The following is a 16,117-nucleotide window of genomic DNA, read 5'->3' as shown; positions in this document are numbered from 1 at the left end:
GCGGATCAGCCGTCCTGCCAGCGCGCGACGCGGGCGCGGATCGCGGCGATGCGGTCGTCGGTCGCGGGGTGGCTGAGCAGCCAGGCCGGGGCCGAGTGGCGGGCGCCGGTCAGCGCGTCGAGCTTGCGAAACAGCGAGATCTGTGGCTCGGCCCCGAGGCCGGCCTTCAGCATCAGCGCGGTGGCGTAGCGGTCGGCCTCGTATTCGTCGCCGCGCGACAGCCGCGCCGCCACCAGCCGCACCAGAGTGTCGGCGACCAGCGTGCCCAGCCCCGGCAGCAGCCGGCCCAGCAGCGGCACCAGAAGCGCGCGCGCCGCGTTCTGGCCCGAGAAGTCGATCATCCGCCGCCGCGCGTGGCCCAGCGCGACATGCCCGAGTTCATGCGCGATGACCGAGCCCATCTCCTCGGGGGTGACGCTGCCGTCGCGCAGGCGGGCGACGAAGCCCTCGGTCAGGAAGATGCGGCCGTCGGGCGCGGCAAGGCCGTTCACCGCCGGGATCCGGTAGAGCCGGACCGGGATCCGCGCGACCCCCGCCGCCCGCGCGAGCCGGTCGAGCACCGGGGCCAGCGCGGGTTCCTCGAGCGGGACCGAGTTGCGGCGCAGCTCGGCCCGGGTGCGGATCGCCGAGAGATGCCACATCACCAGCCCGTAGCCGAGCATCAGCACCAGGGGCAGCAGCTTCAGCATCAGCGGGTCAGCACCAGTTCGCCACCGCGGATCTCGAGGCTGGAGAAGCGCGACAGGTAGCCCATGCCCAGCAGCGAATCCTCGAGCGCGCCGTCGGTGACGGTGGCGCGCACGCGGCGGTCCTCGACGCCGCCCAGCACGACGCTGTCGATGCGCACGGGCGCGGTGGCGACGCGGCCGTTGGCGGTGGTGGCGCGGCCGATGTAGGCCAGCCCCTGCGTGTCGATGCCGGCGCGCGCGGCATCGGCGCGCGCCAGCACCATGTCGGTCGCGCCGGTGTCGACCACCATGCGCACCGGCACGCCGTTCAGCTCGAGCGTCAGGTAGTAGTGGCCGTCGGGGCTGACCGGGACGGCGATGCGCGCGCCGGCGTCGAACACCGCTTGGCGCGGCATCACGTCCTGGCGGATGTCCTGCCACAGGCCATGCGCGGCGATGACGCCCAGGAACAGCAGCGCCCAGGTCAGCGCCTGCGCCATCACCCGGCCGAAATTGGCGCGCAGCATCGCGAAGACCGCGCCGCCGACGGCCAGCGCCAGCAGTCCCAGGTAGATCAGGCGCGCGGTGTCGTCGGGCGAGAGCATGGGACCAATCTAGGCATTGCCGCGCGCGATGTCACCGCCCGCGCGGCAGCATCGGCACCACCCCCGCGCCCCGCAGCCCGTCGAGCATGAACTGCACCGCGAGCGCCGCGAGCAGCATCCCCAGCAGCCGCGTGACCACCAGCGTGCCGGTGCGCCCCAGAAGCCGCTCGATCGGGCCGGCCAGCAGGAACATCACCATCACGCAGGCCAGCACCGCCAGCATCACCCCGTGGATCGCCGCGACGTGGCGCCACTGGCCGCCGCCTTCGCCCGCCAGCAGGATCATCGTCGCGAAGGCGCCGGGGCCGCCGATCAGCGGGGTGGCGAGCGGGAAGATCGAGGGGTCGTCCTCGGCATCCGCCGCGCTTTCGGCCGACTGGCCCTCGCGGCGCTGGGTGCGCCGTTCGAACAGCATGTCGAGCGCGGTGAGGAACAGAAGCGCGCCGCCGGCGATGCGGAAGGCGGGCATCGAGATGCCGATGCCCGACAGGATATGCTCGCCGAACAGGCCGAAGAGCGTCATCAGCCCGGCCGCGATCAGGCAGGCGCGCAGGCCCACGGCCCGGCGGCGGCGCGCGTCCATCCCGCGGGTGAGCGCGATGAACAGCGGCGCGAGCCCGATCGGGTCGACGACGACGAAAAGCGTGACGAAGGCGGTGACGAGGTCGGTCATCGGGTCCGGTGGCCTTGGGAAGGGTCGCCCCAGCCTAGCCGCGGCCCGGGCGTCCTGTCATCTGCGGCGTCGCCTGCGCGGCGCGGGGCCTGCGCCGCGTGGGGGCCGTGCCACGGGGGCGCCCCGGGGGGCGCTGCGGGTCACTCGGCGGCGGCGCGGGCGGCGCGGATCTCGGCCAGCGCCGGCGGCAGCGCGGCCGCGAGCGCGTCGAGATCGGCGGGGCGGCCGCAGCTGATGCGGATGCAGCGGTCCTGCGGCGCGACGAAGGGCATCCGCACGAAGACGCCGCGCGCCGACAGCGCCGCCACCAGCGCGCGGGCGAAGCCGCCGTCGGCATGGCAGTCGACGGTGACGAAATTGGTGGCCGAGGGCAGGGCCGTCAGCCCGTTCTCGGCCGCGATCGCGCCGATGCGGGCGCGGGCGGTCGCGACCTCGGCCCGGACATGGGCCAGCCAGTCCTGATCCTGCAGCGCCGCCAGCGCGCCCGCGAGCGAGACGCGGCCCATGCCGAAGTGGTTGCGCACCCGGTCGAAGGCGGCGATCAGCGCCGGCGCGCCCAGCGCATAGCCGACCCGCGCCCCCGCGAGCCCGTAGGCCTTCGAGAAGGTGCGCATCCGGATCACCCGCGGATCGTCGGGGTCGACCGAGGGCGCGGCCCCGTGCGGCGCGAATTCGAGATAGGCCTCGTCGAGCACCAGCAGGCAGCCCTCGGGCAGCCGCGCGATCATCGCCTCGATGACGGGGCCGGGATGGACCGAGCCCATCGGGTTGTCGGGATTGGCAAGGTAGACCAGCCGGGCGCCGGTCGCGGCGGCGCGGGCCAGCAGCGCCTCGGGATCCTCGGCATCGTCGCGGTAGGGCACGGTCTCGAGCCGGCCGCCGAAGCCCGCGACATGGTAGTTGAAGGTGGGATAGGCGCCGGTCGAGGTCACGACCACCGTGCCCTCGGTCACCGTCAGCCGCACCAGCAGGCCCAGAAGGCCGTCGATGCCCTCGCCGATCATCACGTGGCCGGGGGCGCAGCCGTTGGCCTCGGCGATGGCGTGGCGCAGCGCGTGCGCCTCGGGGTCGGCGTACATCCACGCCTCGGGCGCGGCCGCCTGCATCGCGGCTATGGCGTGCGGCGAGGGGCCGAAGACGTTCTCGTTCGCGCCGAGCCGGGCGGCGAAGGCCGCGCCGCGGGCGCGCTCCTGCGCCTCGGGCCCGACGAAGGGCACGGTCGCGGGCAGCGACGCGACGAGCGGCGTGAGAAGCGAGGGGGCGGGGGCGCGGCTGTCCTGGGTCATGGCCGACAGAAAGCCGATTTCGACGGGCACGGCAAGGGCCGCGGCGGCGGGCGGCAGGGAAGGACGGGGGCCCGGCCTCACGGTCGTCCGCGCATCGCGACGGAGCGGCCACCGTCATCGTCAACGGGTCCCAGCGCCACGGCGCTTGACCTTGTGCCCTCGGGCGCCTCTCGGCCTGCCTCAGAGTGGGCGTGGAGCGCGCTCCTCTCGAAGCCGCCGAGGGCTCGGTCCCGCAGTTCTACCTGGGCGTCATGCTGAAGGAGGCGGGCATGACGCTCGGGGATGTCGACGCGCTTAAGATGACCGCGGGCGCCGCCTTCGACGCCGGCAAGGTCGATGCCGCCGTCACCTGGGACCCGCGGCAAGATGGCCAAGGGCGGCAAGATCCTCGTCGACAGCGCCACCTCGCCGGCCTGATCACACTGGTGACCACGAAGGCCGCGGCTGAGGAGAACCCGGACCGGATGCGGGCGCTCTGCCGCGCCTGGACCAGGGCCGTCGAATGGCAGAAGGCCAGCCCCGAGACGGCCGACGCGGTGATGGCCAGGGGCGTGGGCGGCTGGCTCGACGATCCGAAGGTCTTCGCCGAGACGCGTGCCGGCATCGCCTTCTGCGACGCGGCGATGACCGCGGCCTTCATGGACCCGTCGCACCCGGACGGGACCCTGAAGACCATCGCCAACGCCGAAGCGCTGGGCACCGCCGCGGGTCTCTTCGCCCTGACGCCGGAGCCCGCCGCGATGCTGGCGCCCGGCATCGTCGAGGGACGGGAAGGCCGGCCCGGTGTGGACCCGATCGCTGCCGAGCCCCAAGGTCGAGATCGCGCGCGCCGCCTCTGTGGGGCTGTCGCTCGCCTCGGCGCTGACGATCTTCGCCCTCTGGTGCCTGCGGGCCTGCGGGGGGATCACGCCCCCCGACTTCCTCGCCACGCCGGGCGAGGAAGTCGTCGCCGCCCTGAAGCGCATCGCCGCCCTGTCGCTGTTCGAAAACATCTGGGCGAGCCTCGTCGTGATCCTGTCGGGGGTCGTGCCGGCCTCGATCCGCGCGGTGCCGCTCGGGATCCCGATGGGCAGCGTCACGGCGGTCGAGGCGGTGATCGGGCCGGTGACCGGCTTCGTGCACCACATCCCCGTCTCGGCGCTGACCCCGCTGCCGATCCTGTGGATCGGCATCGGGATCGAGCGGAAGATCATGGTGATCTTCCTTGGCACCTTCTTTCAGCAGCCGATCCTGATCGCCGGCGTCCCGGCCCGCGCCACAACGCCCTGATCGACTGCGCCTGCACGCTGGGCGCGCGGCGCACGGCGGTGGTGGCCAACGTCGTGGTGCCCGCCTGCCTGCCCGGCGTGACGGACAGCCTGCGCGTCAGCATGGGCTGTGCCCGGACCTGTCCCGTCGTGGCCGAGCCGGTGGCCGCGGGGCCGGCTTTGGCTACATGATCCTGAACGCGATGCGCGGGCTTTTTTCCGACGTGATCCTGCTGGGCGTCTTCACCCTCGGCCTGCCGGGGGTGAAGACCGACTTCCTCTTCAAGGGGATGCGCCGGCGGCGTCTGCCCTGGTCGGCCGATTTCTGAAAGGGGCTCCGATGAGCCTGCTCGACATGCAGGACATCACCCTGCGCTTCACCCCCCTTAGGGCAAGCCCGCGGTCACCGCGCTAGACGGCGTGTCGCGGAGGGTACCGACAACACCCTCTCGGTCAGCGCCGGCCCCTCGGGCTGCGGCTTGTCCACGCTGCTGCGGCTGGCCGCCGGGCTCGAGGCACCGACCGCCGGCACCATGACCCTCGACGGCCCCTCGGCCGACAGCGGCATGGTGGTCCAGTCCCACACGCCGTTTCCGTGGCTCACCTTGCGCGAGAACGTCATGTTCGGCCCGAAGCTCGAGACGCTGCCCCGCGCCGAATGCGAGGAGATCGCCGACCGGCTGCTCGGCCTCGTGCATCTCAAGGGGGGCGAGGATCATTACCCGAAGGAGCTGTCGGGCGGCATGCGCCAGCGGGTGGCGCTGGCCAACGAGCCGCGCATCCTTCCGATGGACGAGCCCTTCGGCGCGCCCGACAGCCAGACCCGCCAGCACATGCAGGAATTGCTGCTCGAGGTCTGGCAGTCGCAGCGCAAGACCGTGCTCTTCATCACCCACGACATCGACGGGGCGATCTTCCCTGGCGACGAGGTCCAGGTGATGAGCGCCCGGCCCGGCCGCATCCGCGAGACGCTGACGATCGGCATTCCCCGCCCGCGCGCGCTCGACGTGCTGACCGACGCGGCCTTCATGGGCGACAAGGCGCGATCCCGGGACTGATGCACGACCGCCAGCGCGCCGCCTGAGGGGCCGAAACGGCGTTGGTGCCCATGTTGATGCGACAGTGTCGTGGCTGACGGCCTGACGCCGTCTCTCCCATAAGCGCCTGAGTGCCGGGGCCGGGAGGAGAGGGCGGCGTTCGGCGGGACGGGCGGACGGGGGCGCTGCCCCCGCGGCCTGCGGCCGTCCCCCGGGATATTTCGACCAAGTCGAAAGGGCGGGCAGCGCGGGCCGCGCCCCGGCCACGGCAGGGTCGCGGGGTGGTGGTGGACCACGGGGCTGTCGGGCGGTCTCGTGCGGAGGGTCGCCTGCGGGCGGGGCGGTCAGGCGCGGGGGATCGCGGCGGCGTCGGGCGCGGGGGAGACGGCCTCCTCGAGGATCATGGCGCTGTCCTCGGCGGGGGCGCGCAGGTCGCGGTCGAGCGCGCGGGTGCCGGGATCGGCATAGGCGCCCATAGCGAGCGCGAAGGCGAGCGGGCTGAGCGCCAGGGCGGGGCTGGGTCTGCGGGTCATCGCGATGCTCCGGTTGCCACGGTTGGTGTGGGCGATATGGGCAGCCTGCGCCCGCCCGCCATCCCCCCGCAACTCACCGATCGGTGATGCCGCACTGCAGCCGGCAAGGCTTTGCCGGTCCGGTTACAGCCGATCACGCTCCGGGTGGTCGGACGCGCCGCCTTGGCACGATCCGCCCAAGGCGCGCGCGGATCGCCGGGGGTCACCAGTGGCTCCAGTGGCGGCGGGAGCGGGGGCGGTCTCCGGCCCGCGGGTGTGCGGGGGGTGGGGCCGGGAGACCCTTGGAGGAAAGCTCGGGAACCGAGGTGCCTCGGGGGTACCGGGCGGGGCTGGCGGCGCGGGCAGGGGTCGGGACAATCGGCTTTGGAAATGCCTCAATGGGCGTGGGACGGGCATGGGCTTGGGACGGGCCCGGAATGGGGCCGGGCGGGCGGCCCGGGCCGGGAGCTGAGCAAAACAGGGCGGAGGCCGGGCTGGCCGAAGCGCGTCGGGACGGGCCGGGGAATGCGGGCTGGGCTGCTGCGGGCCGCGCGGCAGCCGGTTGGGCTTGGGCGTGCTGAAACGGGTCGGGCCAGATAGGCTGGCCAGACAGGTGCGACGGGGCAGGCCGGGATTGGGCCGGGGGCCGGGGACAGCGCAGAGGACTGAACAGGGGACTGCGTCGGGCACCCGGGCCGGGCAATCGGGCCGGGGACTGGGGCCGGGCGCTGGGGCCGGGGGACGGCAGCGGGCGGCGGGGTCGGCGGGGGTGGGGCCGGGGTGCCGTCGCGCCAGCGGCGGGGGGAAACGCCGGCGCGGCCTTGTCTTTCCGGTCGCGAATGCCAGAAATGGGCATGGGCGGTTCGCGACGGGAACCGCCGGCGCCGGAGCGGCGCCCGAGGAGACTGTCATCGAGCCCCGTTCGCCCACCTTCGCCCCCTTCGCCAATCCCGCCTTCCGGCGGCTCTGGCTCGCCTCGCAGACCTCGAACCTCGGCGGGCTGATCCAGACGGTGGGCGCGGGCTGGCTGATGACCTCGCTGTCGTCCTCGGCCGACATGGTCGCGCTGGTGCAGGCCTCGAACACGCTGCCGATCATGGTGCTGTCGCTGGTCGCGGGCGCGCTGGCCGACAGCTTCGAGCGGCGCACGATCCTGATCGCGGCGCAGGCGTTCATGCTGGCGGTCTCGATCGGCCTCGCGCTCTGTGCCTGGGCGGGGCTGCTGACCCCCTGGGGGCTTCTGGGCTTCACCTTCGCGATCGGCGCGGGGGTCGCGCTCTACAACCCGTCGTGGCAGGCCTCGATGGGCGACATCGTCGCGCGCGAGGACCTGTCGGCCGCGGTCTCGCTGAACTCGATGGGGTTCAACCTGATGCGCTCGGTCGGGCCGGCGCTGGGGGGGATCCTCGTCGCGATCGCGGGCGCGGCGGCGGCCTTCGCGGTCAACGCCGCAAGCTACATCCCCAACATCTGGGCGCTGTGGATGTGGCGCCCCGAGCGGGCGCCGAACCGGCTGCCGCGCGAGGCGCTGCCGCAGGCGCTGGGGGCGGGGCTGCGCTACGTGTCGATGTCGCCCAACCTGATGCGGGTGATGGGGCGGGCGGCGGTGTTCGGGTTCGCCGCCTCCTCGGCGATGGCGCTGATGCCGATCGTGGCGCGCGACCTGCTGGGCGGATCGGCGCTGACCTTCGGGCTGTGCCTGGGCTTCTTCGGCTTCGGCGCGATCGGCGGGGTGATGGCCAATGCCCGGCTGCGCGCGCGGTTCCGCAACGAATACATCGTCACCGGCGCCTTCCTCGGCTTCGCCTTCGGCGCGGCCGGGCTGGGGCTGAGCCACGCGCTGTGGATGGCCGCGCCCTTCCTGCTGGTCGGGGGCGCCTGCTGGGTGCTGGCGCTGTCGCTGTTCAACGTCACCGTGCAGCTGTCGACCCCGCGCTGGGTCGTGGGCCGCGCGGTCAGCTTCTACCAGACCGCCACCTTCGGCGGCATGGCCGCCGGGTCCTGGATCTGGGGCGTCTTCGCCGACAGCCACGGCGTCAGCCCGGCGCTGTTCGCCGCCGCGGCGCTTCTGGTCACCGGCGCCGTCGTCGGGCGCTGGCTGCCGCTGGCCGAGTTCGGCAACCTCGACCTCGCGCCCGCCGGCCGGTTCCGCGAGCCCGAGCTGGCGCTCGACATCCGCGCCCGGTCGGGGCCGATCATGGTCATGGTCGACTACGTGATCGCGGCCGAGGACACCGACGCCTTCCTGGCCGAGATGACGCTGCGCCGCCGGGTGCGGATCCGCGACGGCGCCCGGCAATGGGGCCTGCTGCGCGATCTCGAGACGCCCGACATCTGGACCGAGACCTATCACGTGCCGACCTGGACCGACTACGTGCGCCACAACGAGCGCCGCACCAAGGCCGACCTCGAGAATTTCGAGCGGCTGCTGGCGCTGCACCGCGGCCCGGGCCGGCCGCGGGTGCACCGGATGATCGAGCGCCAGACCGTGCCGCTGCACGACGACATGGCGCCCAAGCCCGCCTCGCCGACGGAATTGCAGCAGTAACCTTTCGGTGGCAGGATCGCCCGCGAAAGGGGATCCCATGGCCGAACCGGACGAGACCAAGCTGACGCGCACCAAGCGGGCCTGGGCGGCGGCGGGCCGGTTCCTGACCGGGGCGGCGCGGGACGGGGACGGGAACCGTGACGGAAACCGTGACGGGGCCACGCGGCTGCCGCCGGGCCAGCACCTCGTCACCGACTGGCCGGTGCTGGACCTGGGGATCGAGCCCGAGATCGACCTGGCCCGCTTCCGACTGGAGGTGACGGGCTTCGTCGACACCCGGCTGTCGCTGGACTGGCCGGCGCTGATGGCGCTGCCGCAGGTCGCGCGGCGCAGCGACATCCACTGCGTCACCACCTGGTCGCGCTATGACAACGACTGGCAGGGCATCGCGGTCGACGAGATCCTGGCCCGCGCGGGGGTGATGGAGATCGCGGGCCACGTGCTGCTGCACGGCGCGGACGGCTATGTCACCAACCTGCCGCTGGCGGATTTCGCCGCGCCCGGGGCGCTGCTGGCCACGCACTGGCAGGGCGCGCCGCTGACGCGGGCGCATGGCGGGCCGCTGCGGGCGGTGGTGCCGCATCTCTATTTCTGGAAAAGCGCCAAGTGGCTGACCCGGATCGAGGTGATCGGCACCGATCAGGCCGGGTTCTGGGAACGCAACGGCTATCACATGCGCGGCGACCCCTGGGCCGAGGAACGCTATGGCTGAGCCCGGTCGTGCCGCGCCGCGTCGCGGATGTTGCCGCGCTGCGGCGGGAGCGGTACAGCTAGATCCTGCCGGCCTGTCGCCGGGACGGAAGGGGCGCACATGGCCGAGGGTCTGTCGATCATCGTGGTGGAGAAGGACCGCGACCGCGCCCTGCGCATCGTCGACGCGCTCAGCGCCTCGGGCAACCATTCGATCCAGGTGCTGGGCGAGGAGGTCGGCCTGGCCCGCCGCATCGCCGAGCGTCGGCCGGACCTGGTGCTGATCGACATGGAAAACCCCTCACGCGACCAGCTCGAGGAACTCGCGCTCGCCTCGGGGCCGACCGAGCGGGCGGTGGCGATGTTCGTCGACCGTTCGGACGAGGGGCTGACCAAGGCCGCGATCGAGGCCGGCGTCTCGGCCTATGTCGTCGACGGGCTGCGCCCCGAGCGGATCAAGCCGGTGATGGATGCCGCGATCGCGCGCTTCCACATGTTCTCGAAGATGCGCGCCGAACTTGCCGCGACGCGCGCCGCGCTCGAGGAACGCAAGGTCGTCGACCGCGCCAAGGGCCTGCTGATGCGCGCGCGCGGGATTTCCGAGGACGAGGCCTATGCCCTCCTGCGCAAGACGGCGATGGACCAGGGGCGCAAGATCGCCGACGTGGCGCAGGCGCTGGTGACGGCAGCGGAGCTTTTGAAATGACGGTCGAGACGCTGCACATCGGGTTCGTCGCGCTGATCGACGCGGGCCCCCTGATCGTCGCCGAGGAACTGGGATTCGCCGAGGAGGAGGGGCTGCGGCTCGACCTGCGGCGGGCGCCGTCCTGGTCGATGCTGCGCGACATGCTGGCCTTCGGGCAGATCGACGCGGCGCAGCTGCTGGCGCCGGTGCCGATCGCGACCGCGCTGGGCCTTGGGGGCGCGGTGCCGCGGATCGACGCGCTGCAGGTGCTGTCGGTGAACGGCACCGTGATCGGCGTGTCGCGCGGCCTGGCCGACGCGCTGCGCCTGGGCGGGCATGTCTTCGACTTCACCGATGCCGCCGCCGCCGGGCGGGCGATGATCGCCGCGGCCGGGGACGGGGGGCTGCGCCTGGGGGTGCCGTTCCCGTTCTCGATGCAGGCCGAGCTGGTGCATTACTGGCTGAACGCGCTGGGCTTCGATGCCGCGCGCGGGCTGATCGTGCGCACGGTGCCGCCGCCGCGCATGGCCGAGGCGGTCGAGGCCGGAGAGATCGACGCCTTCTGCGTGGGCGAGCCCTGGGGCTCGGTCGGGGTCGAGCGCGGCGCGGCCGAGCTGCTGCTGCCGGGGGCCGCGATCTGGTCCTTCGCGCCCGAGAAGGTGCTGGCGGTGCGTCACTCCTGGGCCGAGACCAACCACGAGCTGGGCGGGCGGCTGTCGCGCGCGGTCTGGCGCGCCGGGCGCTGGCTTGCGGTGCCAGGCAACCGGGCGACCGCCTCCGAGCTGCTGGCACGCAGCTCCTATCTCGATCTCTCGCCCGAGGTGATCGAGCGGGCGCTGCAAGGCCGGCTGCTGATCGCGCCCGGCGGGACCGAGGCCGCGACCGAGCGCTTCATCGAGTTCCACGACGGCGGCGCAAGCTTTCCCTGGCGCAGCCAGGCGGGCTGGATCGCGCACCGGCTGGCGTTGCGCCACGGGCTGGACCCGGCCATGGCGGCCGAGACCGGCAAGGCCGTGTTCCGCCCCGATCTCTACCGCAAGTTCCTGAAGGACACCGGCGCGCCGATGCCCGGCGCCTCGGAGAAGATCGAGGGTGCGACCGACGGGCCGGTCGGGGTCGGCGCCTCGCAGGGGCGGCTGATTCTGTGCCGCAACCGTTTCTTCGATGGCGCGATTTTCGACCCTGCGGCGGAAGTTTGACAAATTTCTGTGCATAAATTGCGTGGAAATCGCCGGTTACGGGACAATCTTGCGGAAACGACCCTTAACAGGCCGATGACCTTTGACAGGCAGGCTGCACCTGCGGCATAGCTGAGGTACCGGAACAAGGGCGTTCCGACATCCATTCCCCAAAGTTTTGGGAACCGAGCAAAGCCGCTCGACCCGCGTGATCCTCGAAAGAGATGACGCGCGTCCTGCGGCCTTTTTTCTTTGCGCGGCTCCCAACCTGCTCTTGTCAGTCGAGCCGCCAGTATGAGGGATCTGGAATGAAACGCTTCGCTTCGCTTCTGTTGACGACCTCCATCCTGACCGCCGGTGCAGCCCATGCCTGGACCGACGGCATCGAGAAGGACGAGCTGACGCTCGGCTTCATCAAGCTCACCGACATGGCGCCGATCGCGATCGCCAAGGAAAAGGGCTTCTTCGACGACGAGGGCCTGTCGGTCACCGTCGAGGCCCAGTCGAACTGGAAGGTGCTGCTGGACCGGGTGATCTCGGGCGAGCTGGATGGCGCGCACATGCTGGCCGGCCAGCCGATCGCCGCGACCATCGGCTACGGCACCCAGGGCGATGTGATCACGCCGTTCTCGATGGACCTGAACGGCAATGCGATCACGGTGTCGAACGCGGTCTGGGACGAGATGAAGGCCAATGTGCCGATGGGCGCCGACGGCAAGCCCGAGCATCCGATCTCGGCCGCCGCGCTGAAGCCGGTGATCGAGAAGTACCGCGCCGAGGGCAAGCCCTTCAACCTGGGCATGGTCTTCCCGGTCTCGACCCACAATTACGAACTGCGCTACTGGCTTGCCGCCGGCGGCATCAACCCCGGCCTCTACTCGCCCGAGGACGTCTCGGGCCAGATCGCGGGTGACGTGCTGATCTCGGTCACCCCGCCGCCGCAGATGCCGGCGACGATGGAGGCGGGCACGATCCTGGGCTATTCCGTGGGCGAGCCCTGGAACCAGGCCGCGGTCGCCAAGGGCATCGGCGTTCCCGTGATCACGGATCACGACATCTGGAACAACAACCCCGAGAAGGTCTTCGGCTTCACCGCGAAATTCGCGCAAGAGAACCCGAACACCGTTCTCGCCGTCACCAAGGCGCTGATCCGCGCCGCGATCTGGCTGGACGAGAACGACAACGCCAACCGCGCCGAGGCGGTCGAGATCCTGTCGCGCCCCGAATATGTCGGCGCCGATGCTGCCGTGATCGCGAACTCGATGACCGGCACCTTCGAATACGAGAAGGGCGACAAGCGCCCGGCGCCGGACTTCAACGTCTTCTTCCGCTACAACGCGACCTTCCCCTACTACTCGGACGCGGTCTGGTACCTGACCCAGATGCGCCGCTGGGGCCAGATCGACGAAGCGCAGACCGACGCCTGGTATGACGAGACCGCCAAGAAGGTCTATCGCCCCGACCTCTACGAGGCCGCCGCCAACGCGCTGGTCGAAGAGGGCGTCGTCACCGCCGACATGTTCGACTTCGACGAGGACGGCTATCGCGAGCCGACCAGCGCCTTCCTCGACGGTGTCAGCTACGACGGCAAGCAACCCAACGCCTATATCGACAGCCTGACCATCGGGCTGAAGGACGACCAGAAGGTCGTTGGCGGCCAGGTCACCAACTGACCCGCCACGCCCGACTGACTGCCTGACTGCCTGACTGCCTCCCGCCGCGGCCCGCGAGGACCGCGCGCCCGGCGGGATACTGCCTGAACCCTTCCAAGCCACGCCCTGCCCCCCGAAGGAGCGCCGCCATGACCGCCATCGATCCCGCCGCGATGCCCGATCCGGCCCGCGAGGCCCGCCGCGAACGCCGCTTTAGCCGCATCAACAAGCTCGACGCCTGGTTCCGGGTGCTGGGCCTTCCCTGGGTCACCCCGATCCTGCGCGCCGCCGCCGGCGACAACCCGAAGGCGCAGATGAAGCAGCTCTGGCAGCTTGCCGGGGTGCCGCTGGTCGCGATCGCGATCTTCGTCGGGACCTGGGCGGCGCTGGCGCCGCAGGTGCAGACCTCGCTCGGTGCCATTCCCGGCCCGGTGCAGGTCTGGGAGCAGGCCGTCGTGCTGCACGACGACGCCATGGCCGAGCGCGCCAAGGCGTCCGAATTCTACGCCCAGCAGGACGAGCGCAACGCCAAGTTCGTCGCCGACGGCCATCCCGAGCGGGTCCGCGAGCGCGTCTATACCGGCAAGCCGACCTATTACAGCCAGATCTGGACCTCGATCCAGACCGTGTTCTTCGGCTTCCTGATCGCCACCGCGGTCGCCGTGCCGCTGGGCATCGCCGCGGGCCTGAGCCAGACCGCCAATGCCGCGATCAACCCGATCGTGCAGATCTTCAAGCCGGTCTCGCCGCTGGCCTGGCTGCCGATCGTGACCATGGTGGTCTCGGCGCTTTACGCCGGGGACATGGCGAAAAGCTTCATCATCTCGGCCGTCACGGTGACGCTCTGCTCGCTCTGGCCCACGCTGATCAACACCGCGCTGGGCGTGGCCTCGATCGACAAGGACCTCGTGAACGTCGGCCGCGTGCTGAAGCTGGGCACCTGGACCAAGATCACCAAGCTGGTGCTGCCCTCGGCGCTGCCGCTGATCTTCACCGGGCTGCGGCTGTCGCTGGGCGTGGGCTGGATGGTGCTGATCGCCGCCGAGATGCTGGCGCAGAACCCGGGCCTGGGCAAATTCGTCTGGGACGAGTTCCAGAACGGCTCGGCCTCCTCGCTCGCCCGGATCATGGTCGCGGTCTTCACCATCGGGATCATCGGCTTCATGCTGGATCGCGTGATGTTCGCCCTGCAGTCGCTCTTCACCTTCTCGAAGACCCGGTGACCGACATGAGCATCCTCAAGTTCTCGCACGTCTTCAAGACCTTCGGCGAAGGTGCTCAGAAAGCGGATGTGCTGCGCGACATCAATCTCGAGGTGCGCGACGGCGAATTCCTGGCGATCCTCGGATTTTCCGGCACCGGGAAATCCACGCTGATGAACCTGATGGCCGGCCTCGAGACCCCGTCGAAGGGCGAGGTCACCTTCCGCGGCCAGCCGATCGACGGCCCGGGCCCCGAGCGCGGCCTGGTGTTCCAGTCCTACTCGCTGATGCCCTGGCTGACGGTGGCGGGCAACGTCGCGCTGGCGGTCGACGCGGTGCACAAGGGCAAGTCGAAGGCCGAGCGCGCGGCGATGGTGGCCAAGTACGTCTCGATGGTGGGGCTGGGCCACGCGGCCGAGCGTCGGCCGGCCGAGCTGTCGGGCGGCATGCGCCAGCGGGTCGGCATCGCCCGGACCCTGGCGATGGAGCCCGAGGTGCTGCTGATGGACGAGCCGCTGTCGGCGCTGGACGCGCTGACCCGCGCCAACCTCGCCGACGAGATCGAGGCGATCTGGGAGGAGGACAAGCGCACGGTGGTGCTGATCACCAACGACGTCGACGAGGCGATCGTGCTGGCGGACCGCATCATCTGCCTGAACCCCGACGGCACGCTGGGCCAGGAATTCCCGGTCACGCTCGCCCGGCCGCGCGACCGCGCCGCGATGAACCACGACGAGGTGTTCAAGGAGCTGCGCGCCAACGTCACCTCGTACCTGATGGACGTGGGCATCGCCGGCAAGGCCGAGGAGACCCGGAGCCTTCCGAACGTCACCCCGCGCCACGCGCTGCCCTCGGCCGTCGCCAAGGCGCAGGAAAGCGCGACCGACGAGCGCTATCTGCAGTATTCGCAGCTGCACAAGATCTACCCGACCCCGAAGGGCCCGCTGACCGTCGTCGAGGATTTCAACCTGACCCTGAAGAAGGGCGAGTTCGTCAGCCTCATCGGCCATTCGGGCTGCGGCAAGTCGACGGTGCTGACGATGACCGCGGGGCTGAACTCGATCTCCAAGGGCGCGATCAAGCTTGACGGCTACCACGTCGAGGGCGCGGACCCCGAGCGCGCGGTGGTGTTCCAGTCGCCCTCGCTGTTCCCGTGGCTGACCGCGAAGCAGAACGTCGCGATCGGTGTCGACAAGGTCTATCCCAAGGCCAGCCAGGCCGAGCGGCAGGAGGTGGTGGAATACTATCTCGAGCGCGTGGGCCTGGGCGACAGCATGGACAAGCCCGCGAGCGACATGTCGAACGGCATGCGCCAGCGGGTGGGGATCGCGCGGGCCTTCGCGCTGTCGCCGAAGCTGCTGCTGCTGGATGAGCCCTTCGGGATGCTCGACAGCCTGACCCGGTGGGAGCTGCAGGAGGTGCTGATGGAGGTCTGGAGCCGGACCAACGTCACCGCCGTCTGCGTCACCCACGACGTCGACGAGGCGATCCTGCTGGCCGACCGCGTGGTGATGATGACGAACGGGCCCCGCGCCACGATCGGCAAGATCACCGAGGTGAACCTGCCGCGGCCGCGCACCCGCAAGGCGCTGCTCGAGCATCCGGACTACTGGCGCTACCGCGAAGAGATCCTCGGCTTCCTCGAGGAATACGAGCATGGCGCCCACAAGAAGAAGGATGCCGCCTGATGAGCCCGGACCAGATCGTGCTGGTCCGCGCGAGCTTCCACCTGCTGGACCAGGTCAAGGGGCAGGCGTCGGGGATGTTCTACGGGCGGCTGTTCTCGATCGCGCCCGAGCTTCGGTCGCTGTTCGCCCGGACCGACATGCTGCAGCAGTCGGGCAAGCTGTGGGCGATGCTGGGCCGGATCGTCGAGATGCTCGACCAGCCCCAGCACCTGATGCCCGCGGCCGAGAAGCTTGCGCGCGAGCATGTCGCCTTCGGCGTCGAGCCCGAGCACTACCCGCCCGTCGGCGCGGCGCTGCTGTGGACGCTCGACCAGGCGATGGGGGCCGCGTGGTCCGACGAGACCAAAGAGGCCTGGGAAGCCGCCTATCTGGGCCTGAGCCAAGTGATGATCCGTGCCGCCTACCTGGGCGGGACCACCGAAACCTCCCACACTCAAGGTGACTGA

General features: G+C 71.0%; 15 protein-coding genes and 2 pseudogenes. 12 read left to right on the top strand and 5 right to left on the bottom strand.

Features of this window, described 5'->3' with window-relative positions:
- Window positions 1-5: 5 nt before the first annotated feature.
- The 4 genes from V8J39_RS04010 to V8J39_RS03995 all read right to left on the bottom strand — a co-directional run bounded on the left by V8J39_RS04010 (window position 6) and on the right by V8J39_RS03995 (window position 3,232).
- Window positions 6-689 (bottom strand): M48 family metallopeptidase, encoded by a 684-nt coding sequence (locus tag V8J39_RS04010; RefSeq protein WP_336459566.1) that lies wholly within the window; start codon window positions 687-689, stop codon window positions 6-8.
- On the bottom strand, window positions 689-1,273 hold the full coding sequence (locus V8J39_RS04005; protein WP_336459565.1) for a retropepsin-like aspartic protease family protein: 585 nt from the start codon (window positions 1,271-1,273) through the stop codon (window positions 689-691). The genes V8J39_RS04010 and V8J39_RS04005 overlap by 1 nt, the downstream gene beginning before the upstream one ends.
- 31 nt (window positions 1,274-1,304) lie before the next feature.
- Window positions 1,305-1,946, bottom strand: a complete 642-nt coding sequence (locus tag V8J39_RS04000; protein WP_336459564.1) for a MarC family protein — start codon at window positions 1,944-1,946, stop codon at window positions 1,305-1,307.
- Window positions 1,947-2,086: 140 nt separating this feature from the next.
- Window positions 2,087-3,232, bottom strand: a complete 1,146-nt coding sequence (locus tag V8J39_RS03995) for a pyridoxal phosphate-dependent aminotransferase (protein WP_336459563.1) — start codon at window positions 3,230-3,232, stop codon at window positions 2,087-2,089.
- Between the two features lie 185 nt (window positions 3,233-3,417).
- Between V8J39_RS03995 and V8J39_RS23560 the strand changes: the two are divergent.
- The 4 genes and pseudogenes from V8J39_RS23560 to V8J39_RS03980 all read left to right on the top strand — a co-directional run.
- Window positions 3,418-3,750, top strand: a pseudogene (locus tag V8J39_RS23560) (ABC transporter substrate-binding protein); the annotation flags it as partial.
- Window positions 3,751-4,015: 265 nt separating this feature from the next.
- Window positions 4,016-4,501, top strand: coding sequence for an ABC transporter permease (locus V8J39_RS03990; protein WP_336459562.1), 486 nt, complete (start codon window positions 4,016-4,018; stop codon window positions 4,499-4,501).
- 166 nt (window positions 4,502-4,667) lie between these two features.
- Window positions 4,668-4,808, top strand: a complete 141-nt coding sequence (locus V8J39_RS03985; protein WP_336459561.1) for a hypothetical protein — start codon at window positions 4,668-4,670, stop codon at window positions 4,806-4,808.
- 141 nt (window positions 4,809-4,949) lie between these two features.
- Window positions 4,950-5,537, top strand: a pseudogene (locus tag V8J39_RS03980) (ABC transporter ATP-binding protein); the annotation flags it as partial.
- A 323-nt stretch (window positions 5,538-5,860) separates the two neighbouring features.
- On the opposite strand, the gene V8J39_RS03975 reads toward V8J39_RS03980, so the two are convergent.
- Complete coding sequence (locus tag V8J39_RS03975; protein WP_336459560.1) at window positions 5,861-6,049, bottom strand: hypothetical protein; 189 nt, start codon at window positions 6,047-6,049, stop codon at window positions 5,861-5,863.
- Between the two features lie 889 nt (window positions 6,050-6,938).
- Here V8J39_RS03975 and V8J39_RS03970 point away from each other — a divergent pair.
- From V8J39_RS03970 to V8J39_RS03935, 8 genes are all read left to right on the top strand, one after another.
- On the top strand, window positions 6,939-8,576 hold the full coding sequence (locus tag V8J39_RS03970; RefSeq protein WP_336460191.1) for an MFS transporter: 1,638 nt from the start codon (window positions 6,939-6,941) through the stop codon (window positions 8,574-8,576).
- A 37-nt stretch (window positions 8,577-8,613) separates the two neighbouring features.
- Complete coding sequence (locus V8J39_RS03965; RefSeq protein ID WP_336459559.1) at window positions 8,614-9,288, top strand: sulfite oxidase-like oxidoreductase; 675 nt, start codon at window positions 8,614-8,616, stop codon at window positions 9,286-9,288.
- A gap of 99 nt (window positions 9,289-9,387) precedes the next feature.
- Window positions 9,388-9,972 carry an ANTAR domain-containing response regulator gene (locus V8J39_RS03960; protein WP_336459558.1) on the top strand — a complete coding sequence of 195 codons (585 nt, stop codon included), beginning with the start codon at window positions 9,388-9,390 and terminating at the stop codon, window positions 9,970-9,972.
- Window positions 9,969-11,150, top strand: a complete 1,182-nt coding sequence (locus V8J39_RS03955) for a CmpA/NrtA family ABC transporter substrate-binding protein (protein WP_336459557.1) — start codon at window positions 9,969-9,971, stop codon at window positions 11,148-11,150. Before V8J39_RS03960 ends, V8J39_RS03955 begins: the two co-directional genes overlap by 4 nt.
- Before the next feature lie 287 nt (window positions 11,151-11,437).
- Window positions 11,438-12,802 carry a CmpA/NrtA family ABC transporter substrate-binding protein gene (locus V8J39_RS03950; protein WP_336459556.1) on the top strand — a complete coding sequence of 455 codons (1,365 nt, stop codon included), beginning with the start codon at window positions 11,438-11,440 and terminating at the stop codon, window positions 12,800-12,802.
- Window positions 12,803-12,930: 128 nt separating this feature from the next.
- The gene (locus tag V8J39_RS03945; RefSeq protein WP_336459555.1) at window positions 12,931-14,004 is read left to right on the top strand and encodes an ABC transporter permease; all 1,074 of its coding nucleotides are present in this window, start codon (window positions 12,931-12,933) and stop codon (window positions 14,002-14,004) included.
- 5 nt (window positions 14,005-14,009) lie between these two features.
- Window positions 14,010-15,671: an ABC transporter ATP-binding protein gene (locus tag V8J39_RS03940; RefSeq protein ID WP_336460190.1), complete on the top strand. Its 1,662-nt coding sequence runs from the start codon at window positions 14,010-14,012 to the stop codon at window positions 15,669-15,671.
- Window positions 15,671-16,117 (top strand): globin family protein, encoded by a 447-nt coding sequence (locus V8J39_RS03935; protein WP_336459554.1) that lies wholly within the window; start codon window positions 15,671-15,673, stop codon window positions 16,115-16,117. The genes V8J39_RS03940 and V8J39_RS03935 overlap by 1 nt, the downstream gene beginning before the upstream one ends.

This window comes from Frigidibacter sp. MR17.24 (assembly GCF_037095655.1).
GTDB lineage: Bacteria > Pseudomonadota > Alphaproteobacteria > Rhodobacterales > Rhodobacteraceae > Frigidibacter.
The sequence above is the reverse complement of the archived record's forward strand: the minus strand, read 5'-3'. Positions and strand labels throughout refer to the sequence as shown.